This window comes from Dellaglioa sp. CoH-56-MRSF-11 (genome assembly GCF_056782135.1).
This window is the reverse complement of the sequence record NZ_JBXAYE010000003.1, coordinates 53,065-69,917: the sequence shown is the minus strand read 5'-3', so window position 1 is coordinate 69,917 and position 16,853 is coordinate 53,065. Positions and strand designations below refer to the sequence as shown.

The 16,853-nt window shown below is 34.9% G+C and carries 19 protein-coding genes; 3 read left to right on the top strand and 16 right to left on the bottom strand.

The features are described from left to right. Positions 1–105: 105 nt before the first annotated feature. A complete protein-coding gene (locus AC1RPT_RS04110; RefSeq protein WP_481761582.1) occupies positions 106–1,416 on the top strand; it encodes a Y-family DNA polymerase in 1,311 nt (436 codons plus the stop codon). After that, positions 1,409–1,819 carry a hypothetical protein gene (locus AC1RPT_RS04105; RefSeq protein WP_481761583.1) on the top strand — a complete coding sequence of 137 codons (411 nt, stop codon included), beginning with the start codon at positions 1,409–1,411 and terminating at the stop codon, positions 1,817–1,819. The genes AC1RPT_RS04110 and AC1RPT_RS04105 overlap by 8 nt, the downstream gene beginning before the upstream one ends. Before the next feature lie 114 nt (positions 1,820–1,933). On the opposite strand, the gene recA is transcribed toward AC1RPT_RS04105, so the two are convergent. The 14 genes from recA to AC1RPT_RS04035 all read right to left on the bottom strand — a co-directional run bounded on the left by recA (position 1,934) and on the right by AC1RPT_RS04035 (position 14,540). After that, positions 1,934–3,094: a recombinase RecA gene (gene recA, locus AC1RPT_RS04100; RefSeq protein WP_481761584.1), complete on the bottom strand. Its 1,161-nt coding sequence runs from the start codon at positions 3,092–3,094 to the stop codon at positions 1,934–1,936. 215 nt (positions 3,095–3,309) lie between these two features. After that, positions 3,310–3,735 (bottom strand): MarR family winged helix-turn-helix transcriptional regulator, encoded by a 426-nt coding sequence (locus AC1RPT_RS04095; protein ID WP_409022061.1) that lies wholly within the window; start codon positions 3,733–3,735, stop codon positions 3,310–3,312. A gap of 168 nt (positions 3,736–3,903) precedes the next feature. Beyond that, a complete protein-coding gene (locus tag AC1RPT_RS04090) occupies positions 3,904–4,209 on the bottom strand; it encodes a rhodanese-like domain-containing protein (RefSeq protein ID WP_481761585.1) in 306 nt (101 codons plus the stop codon). A 239-nt stretch (positions 4,210–4,448) separates the two neighbouring features. After that, the gene (locus AC1RPT_RS04085; protein ID WP_481761586.1) at positions 4,449–6,026 is read right to left on the bottom strand and encodes a BCCT family transporter; all 1,578 of its coding nucleotides are present in this window, start codon (positions 6,024–6,026) and stop codon (positions 4,449–4,451) included. Positions 6,027–6,247: 221 nt separating this feature from the next. Next, entirely contained in the window at positions 6,248–6,829 is a 582-nt protein-coding gene (locus AC1RPT_RS04080) for a sugar O-acetyltransferase (protein ID WP_409022058.1), read from the bottom strand. Positions 6,830–7,030: 201 nt separating this feature from the next. Next, a complete protein-coding gene (locus AC1RPT_RS04075) occupies positions 7,031–7,702 on the bottom strand; it encodes an N-acetylmannosamine-6-phosphate 2-epimerase (protein ID WP_481761587.1) in 672 nt (223 codons plus the stop codon). Positions 7,703–7,713: 11 nt separating this feature from the next. Beyond that, positions 7,714–9,174, bottom strand: coding sequence for a glycoside hydrolase family 1 protein (locus AC1RPT_RS04070; RefSeq protein WP_481761588.1), 1,461 nt, complete (start codon positions 9,172–9,174; stop codon positions 7,714–7,716). A 212-nt stretch (positions 9,175–9,386) separates the two neighbouring features. Continuing rightward, on the bottom strand, positions 9,387–10,331 hold the full coding sequence (locus AC1RPT_RS04065; RefSeq protein ID WP_481761589.1) for a Gfo/Idh/MocA family protein: 945 nt from the start codon (positions 10,329–10,331) through the stop codon (positions 9,387–9,389). 135 nt (positions 10,332–10,466) lie between these two features. Beyond that, positions 10,467–10,847, bottom strand: a complete 381-nt coding sequence (locus tag AC1RPT_RS04060; RefSeq protein ID WP_481761590.1) for a VOC family protein — start codon at positions 10,845–10,847, stop codon at positions 10,467–10,469. A 4-nt stretch (positions 10,848–10,851) separates the two neighbouring features. After that, positions 10,852–11,313 (bottom strand): ASCH domain-containing protein, encoded by a 462-nt coding sequence (locus tag AC1RPT_RS04055; RefSeq protein WP_481761591.1) that lies wholly within the window; start codon positions 11,311–11,313, stop codon positions 10,852–10,854. A gap of 20 nt (positions 11,314–11,333) precedes the next feature. Beyond that, positions 11,334–13,085 (bottom strand): DNA helicase RecQ, encoded by a 1,752-nt coding sequence (recQ, locus tag AC1RPT_RS04050; RefSeq protein ID WP_481761592.1) that lies wholly within the window; start codon positions 13,083–13,085, stop codon positions 11,334–11,336. A gap of 61 nt (positions 13,086–13,146) precedes the next feature. Further along, positions 13,147–13,851, bottom strand: a complete 705-nt coding sequence (locus AC1RPT_RS04045; RefSeq protein WP_481761593.1) for a hypothetical protein — start codon at positions 13,849–13,851, stop codon at positions 13,147–13,149. Between the two features lie 34 nt (positions 13,852–13,885). Next, positions 13,886–14,323 (bottom strand): hypothetical protein, encoded by a 438-nt coding sequence (locus AC1RPT_RS04040; RefSeq protein WP_481761594.1) that lies wholly within the window; start codon positions 14,321–14,323, stop codon positions 13,886–13,888. Between the two features lies 1 nt (position 14,324). Then, positions 14,325–14,540, bottom strand: a complete 216-nt coding sequence (locus AC1RPT_RS04035; RefSeq protein WP_481761595.1) for a helix-turn-helix transcriptional regulator — start codon at positions 14,538–14,540, stop codon at positions 14,325–14,327. Positions 14,541–14,765: 225 nt separating this feature from the next. Between AC1RPT_RS04035 and AC1RPT_RS04030 the strand changes: the two genes are divergently transcribed. Continuing rightward, positions 14,766–15,131 carry a DUF805 domain-containing protein gene (locus AC1RPT_RS04030; RefSeq protein ID WP_481761596.1) on the top strand — a complete coding sequence of 122 codons (366 nt, stop codon included), beginning with the start codon at positions 14,766–14,768 and terminating at the stop codon, positions 15,129–15,131. Positions 15,132–15,250: 119 nt separating this feature from the next. Here AC1RPT_RS04030 and AC1RPT_RS04025 read toward each other — a convergent pair whose 3' ends face one another. Next, the gene (locus tag AC1RPT_RS04025) at positions 15,251–15,922 is read right to left on the bottom strand and encodes a putative quinol monooxygenase (protein ID WP_481761597.1); all 672 of its coding nucleotides are present in this window, start codon (positions 15,920–15,922) and stop codon (positions 15,251–15,253) included. After that, entirely contained in the window at positions 15,923–16,840 is a 918-nt protein-coding gene (locus AC1RPT_RS04020) for an amidohydrolase family protein (protein WP_481761598.1), read from the bottom strand. Positions 16,841–16,853: the final 13 nt, after the last annotated feature.

Here is a 16,853-nt window from a genome sequence, read left to right as displayed (position 1 = left end):
TATAAGTTATTCTTTTTATTATTTATAGCACCGCTTGACTAAATATCATTGACTAAAGAAACGTATGTTCGTATAATTGGATATATGTTAAGGAGGTTTCCTCGAATGTACAATTATAGTAACGAACCTAGAAAAGTCATCTTTATGATTGATTCAAAATCTTTCTATGCTTCTGTCGAATCAGTTGCACGCGGTCTTAATCCATTACGCTCTATTCTCGTTGTTATGTCTACAGCAAAGAATACAGGTAGCGGGTTAGTACTAGCTGCTAGCCCTATGGCTAAGAAAATATTTGGTATCACAAACGTATCACGAGCTACTGATGTTCCAATTCATGATAAACGTTTAGTTGTTGCCCAACCCAGAATGAATCTTTACATAGAAGAGAACTTAAAAATCAATAAGCTATTTCAACAATTTGCCTCAAATGACGATATTCACCCATACTCTATCGATGAGTCAATTATTGATATGACGACTAGTTGGAAACTTTTCGGAAATAGTCCCTATGAAGTTGCTCGTAAAATTCAACTTGCGGTCAAAGGGGAAACAGGAATTTATACAACCGTTGGTATTGGTGATAATCCACTTCTTGCTAAATTAGCTCTGGATATTGAAGCAAAACATAACCATAGTTTAATTGCTGAATGGCATTATGAAGACGTCCCCGATAAGTTATGGCCAATAACACAACTTGACGATATCTGGTCAATTGGATCTAAAACTGCCGAAAAATTACAAAAAAATCATATCAATTCAATGAACGATTTAGCTCACTTCAACCCATATGAATTAAAAAACAAATTTGGCGTAATTGGTAGCCAATTATTTGCGTTTTCTTGGGGAATTGATCGTTCAATCATTCATGATAAATATACCCCCAAGGAAAAATCCTATGGTAATAGCCAAGTCTTACCAAAAGACTATGTTATCCAATCTGAAATTGAAGTCGTTATTCGTGAAATTGCAGAACAAGTAGCAGCACGATTACGTTCTCATCACAAAGTGGCTACTGTCATTAATTTAGGCATTGGATTTTCTTTAGCCGAAACGACAGATTCTGGAAAAAGATATTCAGGCTTTGGTAGTTCATTAAAAATTGATTCAACAAATAGTAATGCCCAAATCACAAAATATGCCATCGACCTATTTCGAAAAAAATGGCGTCATGAAGCTCTAAGACATATTAGTATTTCGTGTGGCAAATTAGTTGACGATAATAGTCAACAATTAGACATGTTTGACACTAATAATACGGAACAAAAGAATCACAACTTGGACAATACCATTGACATCATACGAAAAAAATATGGTTTTAAATCGATCGTAAAACTTTCCAGTAAGTCTGAAGGTGCAACAGCTATTTATCGCGCTGGGTTAGTCGGTGGCCATGCTGGGGGTAATACCTATGAGTAAAACAACTGATGTTGATGCAAATTTGATAAATCAATTTTTAAAATATGATTATCACGATCGCGGTATGATGAAATGGCAAGGATTCTATTTAAGCGACCATACATCGGCTCGAACAAAAAAATTAAACGAAGAGACACGAAAACAGAAATTAACACATGACATTAAGATGAATGATACTAAAATTGCAGAAGTAATCAATTTGGCAATCATTAAATCCACCCCTGTCACTGTTGATCTCACTAATAAAAATTTGGATGATACACTTTTAGAACCTATACAGGGACTCATTAATGGCTGGTATGAAGATAATATAATTATCAATCATATCACCGTTAAAATTAATGATATTCATGCAATATCATTAAGCCAAATGACTAATGGAGAAGGTAGAAGAAGTATATAAGTAGATAACTTCTACTTACTATACTTCTTCTACCTTTTTTGTTTGATTAATTATAAAAAAACCTCCAGTATTGGATTGGTCCAATACTGGAGGTTCACTTTACTATTTTTTTTATTAAGCTTCTGGTAAATCTAATGTTTCGATTTTTGAATCTAACACTGGAGCATCGTCAGCTTTTTTAACTTTTTTAGTTGTTTTCTTTGGTGCTGCTGATTCTTCCTTAACTTCTTTAGCAGGTTCTTCATCGGGTGCAAATAATTTTGCACGAACTTCTTGGTCCATATCATGTAACATATCAGGTTTTTGTTCCAAAATATTAACGACATTTGGTTTACCTTGACCTAAACGTTCGCCATGGTATGAGAACCATGACCCAGCTTTTTCAGCAATACCATTTTCAACAGCAAGATCTAAGATATCAGCAGTAGCTGAGATACCTGACCCGTACATCATATTTAATTCAGCAATCTTAAATGGTGGTGCTACCTTGTTTTTAACAACTTTAATAGTTGTTTCATTACCAATGACATCCGTACCATCTTTAATTTGTCCACGGCGACGAACATCTAAGCGAATTGTTGCGTAGAATTTTAAGGCACGGCCACCTGGTGTTGTTTCAGGGCTACCGAACATGACACCAACTTTTTCACGTAATTGATTAATAAAAATAACAGTTGTTCTTGTTTTGTTGATTGAACCAGCCAATTTACGGAGAGCTTGTGACATCATACGAGCTTGTAACCCAACATGAGCGTCACCCATTTCGCCTTCAATTTCTGCACGAGGAACTAAAGCTGCAACTGAATCGATAACGACAAGATCAACGGCACCACTGGATACCAAAGCATCTGCAATTTCTAATCCTTGTTCACCAGTATCTGGCTGTGATAATAGTAATCCATCAATATCAACACCTAATGCTGTTGCATATGCGGGATCCATGGCATTTTCAGCATCGATATAAGCAACTGTACCACCATTTTTTTGGACTTCTGCTGTTGCATGAAGTGCAATTGTTGTTTTACCAGAACTTTCTGGTCCGTATATTTCAACAATACGGCCTTTAGGAAAACCACCAACTCCCAATGCGTAATCCAATGATAAAATCCCAGTTGAAGTAACATCAATCTTCGTGTCAGCTTTGTCCCCCATCTTCATGATGGCACCTTGTCCGAATTCTTTTGTAATTGCTGATAACGCTTTTTCTAGTGCTGCTTCGCGTTCTTTACCGTCTTTTCTTTTGCCGTCTCCGGTTGCAATACTTCTGTTAGCCATAGTTAGTAACCATCCTCTCAATAGTAGAACATCTGTTCGTTTCCATTTACTTATCATACCTCATTAAAATTTATATCGCAAGCGTTAAATCATCTTTACCGAAAATAAAAAGAACGATGCAATTATCGTTCTTACTAGGTATCGATGTATTCAATTATACTGCATGCTCATTAATTAAGTACGCCATTTTCTTAAATAATTTCTATTTATTTAACTTATTCCATCGATTCAATCTGACTAATTGTCTCTTTTAAAACGCGTCTGAACGTTGCAAGATCCTGCCCTGTAACTTGCGTTTCCAATTTACTTTCCAATTGATTCCAAAAGTCACTATTAAAAGTTGTTAGACCTTTATACTTATCCGTAACAGATAAGTGAACAACTCGTTTATCTGTTATATCAGCCTTTTTTTCCACTAATCCTAATGTGATTAATTTTTTCAAATGGTAATTCGTATTTGGCGTTGATTGATTCAACAATTTTGAAACGCGTCCAATTGTTGGACTGTTCAACTGTTCGATCGCATTTAGATAATAAGTATCAATTGTCCCCAATTGTTTAATGTTCATTAGTCCATCTTGTTTCCCATACAAGCTCAACAACTGATTTAATTTGTTGAAAGTCCCACTTAACTCAATCATTTTGACCCTCCTAGTTATAGATCGCCTTAGTTCCCACCCAAAATAAAGCAAAAAATTATTGATTTCTAATACATAAATGTTTATTTGACTTATTATAATGTAAAAAGAGGCGTATACACAAGTAATACGTCCCCGATTTTAATAAAAATATGTTATCACTGAAAACGTTTAACTACCTGTAACTGTTGAACCTTGCCAGCTAAGCATTCCGCCATATACATCAACAACATCATAACCTTTTTCAAATAGGATATCTGCAGCTTGTGCACTACGACGTCCTGATCGACAAATAATATATGCTTTACCTGTTAATTCATAATCGTCAACTTCATCTAACGGAATATTAATTGACCCAGGAATATGGCCTTCAGCAAACTCGTCATCTTCTCGAACATCAATAATCTGTGGCTTTTGTGCTAATAATAGGTCAAGTTCCGTAGTCGTAATTGTTGGAATATCATCTTCAAAGTTCATTTAGTTACCCTCTTTTATTTAGTTATGGTTTTTATTAGTCTGTATCAATTTATTATCTATATTATCATATGTTTTTATTTCATATTTTTCAAATATTTAGATTTTAATATTGATAGATTTAGAAGGCTCTAAGGTAAGACTTACGTCTCTTTTTAATTGGGAACAGCGTAGGTTATAACATAATACTAAAAATGGGTACTAAAAAGCCACTCCATAATAACGGAGTGGCCTCTTTATATTTAATTATTACTATCATGTATCACATGTTGATAAGAAACTAAGTTCTTCTTTAATTTTCCAAAAATTTTAACCAATGAATCATGAGCACTTTCCGTTGAACGATCTTCGGCTAAGTACTGCCACGTTGAAATAATCAATAACAGTGACACAAAAATTAATGGGAACCCAGCTAATAAACAGATAGCTTGGATTGTTTTAAAACCACCAACGAAGACGATACCAAATGAGAATAACATGAAAATTCCCATCCAAACCAAGCGGTTAAACAAACTTGGTTGCTCTGTCGGTTTGAGTTTTGTACTAGTAAACGACGACACGATAAATGCAGATGATGAAATCGTCGTTGCTAAGAAGATAAAACATGAAATCGCATAGATAACTAACATTACGTATTTAAATGGCAATGTTGAAATAACTTGTGCAATTGCTGCAGCTTGACCATATACATTCAGTGTATGAATTAAATCAGCAGCTCCACTTTGTTGTAAATAGAGTGAATAACCACCTAAGATTGCGTAGAAACTCATACATCCTAAAGCACCATACGCAAGCATCCCTAATATCACCTGACGAATCGTTCGTCCACGCGAAATTCTAGCAATGAATAAGCCCATGAATGGCATGAAAGTTAACCACCAACCCCAATAGAAAATAGTTTCCGATTTAACAGGGTCAATCGCATGACCTAATCCTGAAGCTGTCCCTGTACTCATTGCTACAAACTGAGTAACCATCAGTACAAGACTGTTACCTTCTGACTTCAAAATATAAACCGTTGGTCCAACTAACAGAACAATTAACAAAAAGCCAATGGCTGTCCAAATATGAGCTGAACTCAATCGATCAATCCCACCCTTAATTCCTTTAAACATGGTTAACGTGAAAATGCTGAACAGGACAACAAATAATGCTAATTTTAAAAGTATTGTATCTTGGACTCCCGTTAATGTTGCGATAATTTTTGATAATACAGGTATTTCCATCCCAACTGATGAACCAACACCGCCCATAATACCGAAAACGACAAGAAAATCAATTATTTTTCGTAAGATTTTTTTATAAGGCTGATCCCCTTTTAACATAGGAATCACATCACTAACACACATAACTTTCGCTTTTTTAACGTACATAACGTATGAAATAATTACAGCTGAAGATGCAAACATCATCCACGCCATTGGACCCCAATCAAATTGACCTAACATGTGAGCATTTTGATAATTAGCAGGAGACATCGCTTTAGCACCAAACAAAGGTTGTTGCACGTAGCGAAGTGGATCAACCATGCTAAGCATTAAAATACTGGCATCAATGGCCGTCGCAAATACCATACTACCCCATTTAAAATCACTGTATGCCGGCTTTTCGCCTTTATTACCCAATGTAATTTTGCCATAATGGCTTAATGCAATATATAAAAAGAAAACAAAATTGAGAATATAGATACCAAGGTAAGCCCAACTCAAGTGGGCCGTAATAGCATCCATTATTGAACCTAATTCTGCCTTCAAACCAGACCCACCGAGTAATAATCCAACTGATACTAAAATAAATAATGCCACAGTCGGTAAAAACATTTTTTTGTCGATATTCTGTTTTTCTAAAATAAAAATTTCCTCCTAAATTTTAGAGCACGATCTTTAATTCATCGCCGTACTCACTCCGATAATTCTGCTTTTAATTGCACAAAAAAAGCACACTGATACAGTTTCTCCACTAGGGATATCTGCACAGCGTGCTTGTTAGCTTTGCTATCTTATACAAATACTCATAACGTAAATTATAATATTCTATCGAATCACTTACCTGGACTCACGTCACCGTTATCATCTAGATAACGAATAATTCGTGCCGGGTTACCCGCAATTACGAGATCATCACCAAACGATTTTGTGACCACAGATCCAGCGCCGACAACGACTCGATTACCAATCGTAACTCCTGGTAAAATCGTGACGTGTCCACCCATCCAGACACTATCACCAACCGTAATTGGTTTACCCATTTCAACATCCGCATCACGTAATTTTGCAGATAAGGGGTGTACTGGCGTGTAAAATCCAACGTCTGGTCCAATGTAACAATGATCACCAATTGTGATTGGACAAGTGTCCAACATCGTTAAATGGTAGTTCGCATAAAAGTGATTTCCGATATGAATATTAAATCCATAATCAAATTCGATTCCCGTTTCGGCCCAAAAGTCTTCACCGGAATCAGCCAATAATGCTTTAATATTTGTATTTTGTTGCTTATTATCGTCAAGCTGGTTAATTGTCCGCAGTTTTCTCCGAATCAGTTCTCGTCGTTCAACTAGTTCAGGATCCAACTGCTCATACGGTTCACCATCTGACATCTTTTCTCTCTCAGTTTTTATCATGTTATAAGAATACCACTTATGTCATGATTTGTTAAATAGAAATTTATTTTCTATAAACACAGTAAAATAAAGCTATTTTATTAACATTAATTGAATTGGATTAATTTTAATTAGAGTAAATTTTAACCCTATTATTACAGAAAAATCTTCTAATAACAATTCACAGCATATTCGCTGTTCATCAATCATTAGAAGATTTATTTAACTTATTTTATCAACAAATAGTTGTGTTATTTGTTTAGGTCTTGTAATAACGCCACCGACAACTGCCGAAAATGCGCCAATATCAAATGCTCTCTTAACTTCTTCTGGAGTCGTTGTATGACCCTCCATAATAACAGGGATTTTAAGATTTTTAATTAACTTTTCTAGTAAATCAAAATCTGGGCTATCCCTTTCGTCCGTATATTCTGTATATCCTGACATCGTTGTAGAAACCATATCAAATCCATTTTTTTCAGCCATAACGCCTTCTTCATAATTAGAAATATCTGCCATGGCTAATCTATTTCCTTCATGAATTTTATTGACTAAATCAGTTACCTTTTCATTATGAGGCCGTTGTCTAACCGTTGCATCTAATGCAATAATCTCAGCGTCAGTTTCCAGTAATTCATCTACTTCTTTCATCGTTGCTGTAATATAGACTTCTGAATCTGCATAATCTCGTTTGATTATGCCAATCAACGGTAATTTTACTTGTTTTTTAATTTCTACAATATCAGAAACTGAATTTGCTCGTATCCCCACAGCACCACCCATCTCAGCTGCAAGGGCCATTCTCCCCATGATAAATGAACTAAATAATGGTTCACCTTCTAGTGCCTGACAAGAAACAACTAACCCATTCTTTATTTCATCTAAATTCATCATATTATCTCCCTTTATATATCACTAGCATTTGTCTCAATAACTTGTTTATACCAATCAAAACTATCTTTCTTGTAACGTTTCAATGAGCCATTTCCATCGTCATCTTGATCAACATAAATGAACCCATAACGTTTACTCATTTCTGAAGTTGATGCGCTAATTAAATCAATGCAGCCCCACATTGTGTACCCCATTAAATCAACACCATCCATAACAGCTTCTTTCATTTGAATGATATGTTCTTCAAGATACTTAATGCGATAGTCATCATGAACTTTGCCATCATCGCCTAACTTATCTAGGGCCCCAATTCCATTTTCAACAATAAATAGTGGCACACGGTAACGATCCCACATTGCATTCAATGTGATTCTTAATCCAATGGGATCAATTTGCCAACCCCAGTCACTTGTTTCTAAGTAAGGATTTTTTTCACCATTAATCATATTTCCTAACGATGTATCACCCGTTTTGCCAGCTGAAGTGACCGTTGACATATAATAACTAAAACTAAGGAACGCAACTTTGCCCATTTTAAGAATAGCTTCATCCCCTGGCTCCATCACAATATGAACATCATTTTCTTTGAAATAGCGGTTCATGTATTCAGGGTATTCGCCGCGGACTTGAACATCGGTGAAGAACAAGTTTAAATTATCATTTTCTTGAGCGGCACGAACATCTGCTGGATTAGGCGTTGATGGATAAGTTTGCATTCTAGCAAGCATACAACCTACCACAAAATCAGGATTAATTTTCCGTGCTTGTTCAACTACCAAAGCACTTGCGATAAATTGGTGATGAACAGCTTGATACCGAATTTGTAATTGTTCTCTCTGTGTTAATTCACTGTCAACAGCACCCGTTTCCATGAAACCAAATGAGCTAACATTAATTTCGTTAAACGTTAACCAATATTTAACCTTATCTTTAAAACGGTTAAGTACAACGTCCGTGTAATGTGTAAAACTAGCAATTGTGTCACGGCTTACCCACCCATTTTGTTTAACTGTCAAATCAAGTGGCATTTCATAATGCGATAATGTGACAACAGGTTCAATATCATACTTAGCTAACTCATCAAAAACGCGGTCATAAAATGCTAACCCAGCTTCATTGGGTTCCGTTTCATTACCATTTGGAAAAATTCGTGCCCATGCCATAGACATCCGGTATGTTTTAAAACCCATTTCTGCAAATAATTTAATATCTTCTTTATAATTATGATAGAAATCAATCCCACGACGTTTTGGATAATGGTCAGTGGTTTTATCGTCCATCGCTTCTTCAATGACTTTCATTGTGACAGAACCAAGATTCATTTCTGTTCTTTTTTCAGATTTACGAATAACTTCAGCAGTAGTCATCCCTTTGCCATCTAAATCCCAGCCACCTTCAACTTGGTTTGCAGCTGTTGCGCCACCCCATAAGAAACCTTTTTTAAACCCTTTTGGATAATCTGTTTTATACATATTAATACACTCCTTCAAAGTTTTTTGTTTAACTTATGTATCTGTGAACTATTTCAAATAGAGGTTTTACTAGTTTTTTTCAAAAAAATTACCTATTGATAACTAAACAAATAGTTATCAATAGGTAATGCCTGATCGAATCAGTTACAGCCCTTATTTGACAAATTAAGTATATCAAATATAGTAAGCGCTGTCAAAGTTAGTTTAAAGGCTTACTCACCTTGCCTTATTTTTTCAATAACCTGAATAATATTAAACGTATCCTGTAGGCTATGTCGCTCACAAGTCTTTGCACCAATTTCAACTAGATTAATAAAAGCTTGAATTTCAAGCGTCATATCATCTCCAACGATACTATAGTCCCGATTAATTTTTTGTCCATCATTTAATTCAATCGTATATTTTTCAATTCGATTATACATTGGAATAACGATACGACCTTGTTGCCCAACAATAATCGCAACTCGCGGTTTAGCTTCATTTATTGCGCCTTCAATGAGTGCCTGAGCGCCTTTTTCAAAATGTATCGTTGCTGAAAATTTTTCATCAATCCCATTATGCATGTCTAATTTTGATTCAATATGCGAAATATCTGAACCTAAAATTTCTAACACAAAACCAATTGGATAAGTACCGATATCGTTCAAAGCACCACCCTGTCCTTTTTGAAGTAAATATGAAGTTGCTTTTTGAGATGGAATGGCATTAGAACAAAAGTTAGCTGACATGGTTTGGATGGGTCCGATTGAAGCTAAATCTTGTTTTAAATGATCCATACCGATGTTAAATTTTGTTTTAAACGCTTCAACAAATAAGGTTTGATTTTCACTTGAAGCTAATTCAATTTCTTTCATATCTGTCGTTGTTAGTACAGCCGGTTTTTCACAAAATACCGGAATATTTAGCTTCAACGCCTTTAGTGACCACTCTTTATGCAACATATGTGGCAATGCGATATAAACGCCATCAATCGAATCATCGCCTAAAAGAGCTTGATATGAATCATAAATGGTTATATCTGGATTATTCGCTTTAAACACATCGTCATTAAATAATGACTTTGATCCAATTGCTGTAACTTGTCCATTTTTTGTATATCGAATACTTTCATAAAATCGCTTTGCAATATTACCGTAACCAATAATTCCAAAATTCATTGTTCTTATCTCCATTTCTATTTAACCGTTTTCATTAATTATAGCCGACTCATACAGTATGCACCAAATTAAATTTCAAACTCAAAAAGGTCACCCCATTTCCGGGGTGACCTTCTCGTGATTCAATCTTATTTTTTAACCTACAAGTTCAATTTTGTTTCCTTCAGGGTCCAAAATGACTGCTTCATAATAGCCATCCCCTGTTGTCCGAGGGCCACTAACAACTTCTATTCCAGATTTTTTAAAATCAATCACCATTTGATCAACGGTCACATGATTCTCAACAGAAAAGGCTAAATGTGCATAACCAAATCCATCAGGATAGCGATCTGTAATATCCGTTCTCGTCATAATTTCTAATCTTGCTTGACCATCTGGAAAGCTCAAAAAGTATGACGAAAATCCTTTAGTCCCATTGTCATAACGCACACCAAAAGTTGCCTTAAAATTAGTCACATAAAAATCACGCATTGCTTCAAGATTTTCTACCCATAAACCAACGTGTTCGATTTTCATTTGCTTAAACCTCCGTTGTTTCAATCGGAAAAACTAATTCAAATTCCTCACAAACCACTGGCATTGTCTCATCAAATGTCTTATTAACACTTTCTAATTCTTCTTCAAAAAAAGATTGATGAACACTTCGCCAATAAGCTAAATTTCTATCGCCTTCGCCTTCAAGAAAAGCATGCTCTTCTGTAACTTCGTTAAATGGTGTCACATAAACTTTTATTGTTTTCGTAATCGCCATTGGATTATCTTTATAATCAACAATGACATTGTAATCGCCAACTTTTGGTAAAGGTTCTTCATCAAAATATAAATTATAAGCTGACGATGTCCCTGTTTTAAGACCATCTAAAACTAATTTACCTAATTCTAACGTTTCTTTCTTAGTGACGCCAAATGACCATGCATCATAATTATCATGTTCAATTTTATTTGCCTTTTTAAATGCTTGCCAATACTCATAAATTGTCATATGAACTCTCCTTCAAGAATTTAATCTTCTGCGTTTAATATATCTAAGAACAACTCACCATATTTTTCCAATTTACTTTCACCAACACCTTTAACATCCAACATATCAGTTAACGTTTCCGGCATAACCTCACACATTGAATATAACGTTTTATCAGAGAAGATAACAAATGGCGGTACACCTTGTTCCTCTGCTAATTCGCGACGTAATTGTCTTAATTCTTCAAATAGTTCATTATCTTCAGGTAATGCTTGTTTAACTTTTACAGCCATTTTACGTGTAACTTTAGTTTCACCTTTTAAGACGCCAACTCCTTCTGCAGCAAGTTGCAGAACCGGATATTGGCCGCTTGAAGCCTGTAAAAAACCTGACGCAACTAAATAATCAATCAATCCAGAAACTTCCTTCTGCGATTGATCTTTCATCAGTCCATACGTAGGTAATTCATCAAATCTAAACTGCATCACCTTTTGGACTTTTGAACCTGTTAAAACTTGTGCGACTAACCCTTTACCAAAATGTTCACCCATCCGTTTTACACATGATAAAACCTTTTGGGCATCAATCGAAATATCTTGTGCATCTCGTGTATCCAAGCAATTGCCGCAACGGCCACATTCTGGTGCTTCATCGCCAAAATAATTCACAATTGTCTGTTGTAAACACTGTTGCGTGTTTGCGTATTGCGTCATTTCTTGTAATTTTAAATACTCATGTTTTTTATTAACATCATCCATTTCAGATTGGTCAATGAAAAAATGTTGAATCTGAACATCTTTTAAATTAAAAAGTAAAATTGCTTCACTTGGCAAGCCATCTCGTCCAGCACGTCCGGCTTCTTGATAATAAGCTTCTAAACTACCAGGTATCTGATCATGGATTACAAATCGAACATTACTTTTATCAATTCCCATCCCAAATGCATTCGTCGCAATCATTACCTGAACACGATCGTACAAGAAGTCTTCCTGATTCTGACGACGTTCATCTTCTTGCAACCCGCCGTGATACATCGCCACTTTAATCTTAGCTTTTTTTATTAATTTCGTTAACCGTTCGACTTCTTTACGCGTACTTGCATAAATAATACCAGATTGTTGTTTCTGTCCCTTTAAATACTCGAGTAAGAAACGATCACTATTTTGATCTTTAACGACTTGGAAGGCTAAATTTTCACGTGAAAACCCAGTTTTAACTTCATGTATAATCGATAATCGTTGCATAATATCCGCAGCTACTTGAGTTGTCGCTGTCGCTGTTAATGCAATAATCGTCGGATTCGAATTCAAACGTTGAATCGTTTCCGTTAAGCGTAAATAACTAGGACGGAAATCGTGCCCCCATTGTGAGATACAGTGCGCTTCATCAATAGCGACAAGATCAATTCTTAATTCCGCTAAATCTGCCATAAAACCATCAGAATCTAATCGTTCTGGTGACACATAAAGTAACTTAACTTCACCACGAGCAGCTTGATTAAAGCGTTCACGAACCTCCGTGTAATCTAGCGTACTATTGATAAAGGTTGCTGGAATGCCATTTTCATTTAAAGCATCAACTTGATCCTTCATTAAAGAAATTAAAGGAGATATCACTAACGTTAGTCCATCTAATATAAGTGCTGGAATTTGGTAACATAGCGATTTTCCGCCGCCTGTAGGCATAATAGCTAAAACATCTTCACCCGTTAGAATACGATCAATAACTTCTTTTTGACCTTGGCGAAAATTGTCGTACCCAAATTTTTCTTTTAAAACTGATTGTGGATTCATATAATCCTTTCTCTTTGCTCATTTTCTCAGATAATTCTATGTCTTTAAATTATAGCATAGGTTAAGACGCCACAGATGTTTTAGAAAGTGTTTTAATGACCGCTTCAACATCACCCAAATCATTCATTAGTCCCGCGGGATTTTGTTGAGCTGCCCTAAGTTTAGTCATATAATCAACGACAATTGTCGAATCACTAACACTACTTGTGTCTTCAATTCGATAATAAAGATAGTGAATTGAATTAACTTTAGGTTCAAGGATAACGCTTAGATACCAAGTGTTATCTCCAATTTCAATAGTTGCCGTTTCCTTAAAATGACCATATTCTTCTTGTAATTTGCCTTGAATTTGTCCAATCTCAATTGGAACCGTGGCAGGCATTGGTCCTCCAGAATACGCATCTGACGTATTTAATTGTACCTTAGTGCCACGTACTTTCGAATTTTTAAGATTAAATACAACTTTCATATTTGATGCATCTTTGGACCCTTTTTTAATGGTCCAATCAGCGGGTGTAGCATAATTTTTATGCGGTAATATAGCATCACCACCGACGACTATTTTTGCTTGGACTGGTAAGCCATTTGTTCCTGCGTTAATTTTGTATTTTTGGGTTAATTTTATATTTTCTGTCGGTTGAATTCGACTGATTTCTGCCCAACTAGCCGGTTGTGTATCTTTAACTTGAATTAATGTTTTAAATCCTAAGATACCTAAAAAAACTACCATCAAAAAACCGATTGATATTAACATATTTTTCTTCATGCCAAAAATCTCCTAACCTGTTACGCCTCTATTATTAAAGCTTTTTCTCGTAGTATATCGCTAATATTATTGAAATGATTATTATATTCGTATACAAAAAGAAAAGTAGTGCACCAATCCATAATAACGTACTTACTTTTAGAAATGCCCACAAAATGATAAACCCAAACGCTAGAATTAAAATCATGCTATTCATAATTTTTCCAATCATTGCGTTCACAGACTGATCAATTAACTTATTTCGTTCATCCACATTCTCCAGCTGTTCTTCTTTCAGTCCTTTTTTAGAAAAAGTTATATAAAATTGATAGGCCGCAATTCCAAATGATAAGACAACATTAATAAATGATCTAATCAATTTTGACCAATCAAAAGCATCTTTAAAATCTAAGTTCATTATCCAAATTGAGGCAATCCCCACAAACATAAAAAATAAACCTACAAAAAAATGTCGATAACTATAGATTTTCATTTTAATTCTCCTCCATCTCTAAATTTTCCTTTAGCTGAAATAACGCTTCAATCTGACAATCAAACAATAAACTCAAACGATAGGCCAACATTATAGATGGCTTATATTTACCTTTTTCAAGTGAGATAATTGTTCGACTAGAAACTTGAACTTTCTCAGCTAACTGTTCCTGTGTTAATTCAAGCTTAGTTCTGTATTCTTTAACTTTATTTTGCATAATGAACACCTTTCAATATGAAATATACTTCATGTGAAGTTAACTTCATAATATAATAATTATTTTCTTAAGTCAACTAGCTGATTATTTCTGGCACCAAGCATATCAATATAAATTTCTATTTATTTATACTATAATTAAATAAACATCGTCAGATTAACTAATTTAATAATCTAACGATGTCTTTTAACTAAATAAAACGTTTTAAAAAGGAGGATTAAGCATATGGTTCAATCATACAAAAATTTCTGGGAAAATATTTTTAATTTTTCTGACACATCGAATAGATCAGACTATTGGTGGCCTACGATTATTAATAGTATTCTAGGAGCAATTATTATTTATTTTTATACGTCACTCGTTGGCCATCCTATCGATTCGATTTATAATTTTAGTGAACTTACTTTTATGACAAGTCGAAATATTGTTATGTTTATCGTCTGGATTGCAAACTTTGCTGTTTCAGTTCGTCGTTTACATGATACTGATCGTTCTGGTTGGTGGATTTTAATCCAATTCGTTCCATTAGTCGGTAGTATTTGGTTCTTTATTTTAATGGTTTTACCCAGAAAATCAAATCGCTGGGGTTAAATTATATTGATACTCGATTATTAATAAGAGGTGCTGATAAAATTTATCAGCACCTCTTTTGTTTACGGAAAATTAAAAAGATAGCACTGTAATCGACTAACTTGATTACCGCTCTATCTTCATTTTTCAAAAAATAATCCACCCTGATTAACTAAAACATCTGCTACAGGTGTCTCTATTCGTTTATTAAGCACCATTTTTTTCGTCTCTGTTACATATTTTTTAAAATTCATTGTTTGTAAATGAGCTTGGTAATCCTCGTCACTCCGGTAAATTTCAACGAAAATCCATTGATTTAAATCTCCATCTACAGAAGCAATGTATGTCACTAAGAGTCCTGCTTCATTTTCAAATGATTGTTTCATAGTATTCAATGAAACTTCTCTAAATTCTTTAACCCTATTCGGCTCTATTTCAATACTTGTTACTTTGAGTATAGCTCTGTCAGGCTTCAATTCATGCAAGGCTGTTGTTTTTTCTAACAGTAATTCTGGGGATAAATTAATCATCGATTTTTCAATTACTGCCTGAGATGCGATATTACTAAACATTTTAAATTGAGCCGAATTTGCATGTTTTTGATATTGATCTTCGTCTTGATAAGATTCAATCACAATATTTTCAGTACCCGCCTCATCCAAATGTACACTGTACATCGCCAAAGTTCCTTTTTCTTGCTGAATTGAGGTCGTTAAATTAATCATCCCTGCTTTTTCAAATCTTTCACGATCAGATAGCTTAATTTTAAGTTTGAATAGTCTTAATAATGGGGCATTCTTAAGTTCTATCATTTATTCACCCAATCCCATCAAACGATTATAATTTCCATAATTAATCAGGGCTCGATCATCTTTCGAAAGATTCAACTGATCTAAAGCTTCAATTATGGCATCCGTTGCTCCAGCTGGCGCAATCCCTAACGGTGCATCAGTTCCAAACAGTACGTGGCTAACACCATAATAATCAATTGCTAACCCTAATGCTTTAGGATTGCCCAATAATGCAGTATCTACATAGAAACGTTTAAAATCAGCTGCCTGTTCTGGTGATAGAATATGGTTAATTCGTTCAGCAAAATAAGGCACCATTGCCCCAGCATGATGAACAATTACTTTAAGTGTAGGATAGTCATTAAAAATTCCTGACTGTACTAATTGCAACATTGCTTGCGCTAGTTCATATTCCCAACTAAAAATAATATTATTGTCTGGTTTACGATCATCAAAAATTGGGTGTAACAGAATTGGGATATTTAATTGTGCAGCCATTTCAAAAATAACCCGGTATTCCTTTGCAGCAATACTTTTTCCAAGGGCACGCGTAAATAACTGAATGCCAACTAATTCTGAATTTTTTAGCACTTGTTCTTTTATAATACGTGTTGCTTCATCGATGTTATTTAGAGGTATCATTGCAATACCCGCTTTAAACAAGTCTGCATTTTGTTGAACCATTTCAATTATTTCGTTATTAGCTTGCCAGCATAATGCCGCTGCTTGTTCTGGCCCTACGTAGTCCTCAGGATTCACGTTGACTGCTGAGATAACTTGTTGGACATTTCTGTTCCGTAATAGGCGTCTTTGTTCAATATCAATCAATATGGGATGTTTAATAAATGGCATTTTTTCTGGCAAGTTCGGCTGAATAGCTAACATCTCGTTATAAAAATGTGGTGGTAAAACGTGTGCAAAAACATCAATACTTGTCATTAACTTTTCCCTC

Bases quoted from the DNA above. Each gene is read 5' to 3' on its own strand.
- AC1RPT_RS04065 (WP_481761589.1), bottom strand. From the start codon at position 10,331: ATGAATTTTGGAATTATTGGTTACGGTAATATTGCAAAGCGATTTTAT.
- AC1RPT_RS04080 (WP_409022058.1), bottom strand. From the start codon at position 6,829: ATGATAAAAACTGAGAGAGAAAAGATGTCAGATGGTGAACCGTATGAG.
- AC1RPT_RS04070 (WP_481761588.1), bottom strand. From the start codon at position 9,174: ATGTATAAAACAGATTATCCAAAAGGGTTTAAAAAAGGTTTCTTATGG.
- AC1RPT_RS04055 (WP_481761591.1), bottom strand. From the start codon at position 11,313: ATGACAATTTATGAGTATTGGCAAGCATTTAAAAAGGCAAATAAAATT.
- AC1RPT_RS04045 (WP_481761593.1), bottom strand. From the start codon at position 13,851: ATGAAGAAAAATATGTTAATATCAATCGGTTTTTTGATGGTAGTTTTT.
- AC1RPT_RS04105 (WP_481761583.1), top strand. From the start codon at position 1,409: ATGAGTAAAACAACTGATGTTGATGCAAATTTGATAAATCAATTTTTA.
- AC1RPT_RS04030 (WP_481761596.1), top strand. From the start codon at position 14,766: ATGGTTCAATCATACAAAAATTTCTGGGAAAATATTTTTAATTTTTCT.
- AC1RPT_RS04020 (WP_481761598.1), bottom strand. From the start codon at position 16,840: ATGACAAGTATTGATGTTTTTGCACACGTTTTACCACCACATTTTTAT.
- AC1RPT_RS04025 (WP_481761597.1), bottom strand. From the start codon at position 15,922: ATGATAGAACTTAAGAATGCCCCATTATTAAGACTATTCAAACTTAAA.
- recQ (WP_481761592.1), bottom strand. From the start codon at position 13,085: ATGAATCCACAATCAGTTTTAAAAGAAAAATTTGGGTACGACAATTTT.
- AC1RPT_RS04040 (WP_481761594.1), bottom strand. From the start codon at position 14,323: ATGAAAATCTATAGTTATCGACATTTTTTTGTAGGTTTATTTTTTATG.
- AC1RPT_RS04060 (WP_481761590.1), bottom strand. From the start codon at position 10,847: ATGAAAATCGAACACGTTGGTTTATGGGTAGAAAATCTTGAAGCAATG.
- AC1RPT_RS04090 (WP_481761585.1), bottom strand. From the start codon at position 4,209: ATGAACTTTGAAGATGATATTCCAACAATTACGACTACGGAACTTGAC.
- AC1RPT_RS04035 (WP_481761595.1), bottom strand. From the start codon at position 14,540: ATGCAAAATAAAGTTAAAGAATACAGAACTAAGCTTGAATTAACACAG.
- AC1RPT_RS04095 (WP_409022061.1), bottom strand. From the start codon at position 3,735: ATGATTGAGTTAAGTGGGACTTTCAACAAATTAAATCAGTTGTTGAGC.
- AC1RPT_RS04085 (WP_481761586.1), bottom strand. From the start codon at position 6,026: ATGTTTTTACCGACTGTGGCATTATTTATTTTAGTATCAGTTGGATTA.
- AC1RPT_RS04110 (WP_481761582.1), top strand. From the start codon at position 106: ATGTACAATTATAGTAACGAACCTAGAAAAGTCATCTTTATGATTGAT.
- recA (WP_481761584.1), bottom strand. From the start codon at position 3,094: ATGGCTAACAGAAGTATTGCAACCGGAGACGGCAAAAGAAAAGACGGT.
- AC1RPT_RS04075 (WP_481761587.1), bottom strand. From the start codon at position 7,702: ATGATGAATTTAGATGAAATAAAGAATGGGTTAGTTGTTTCTTGTCAG.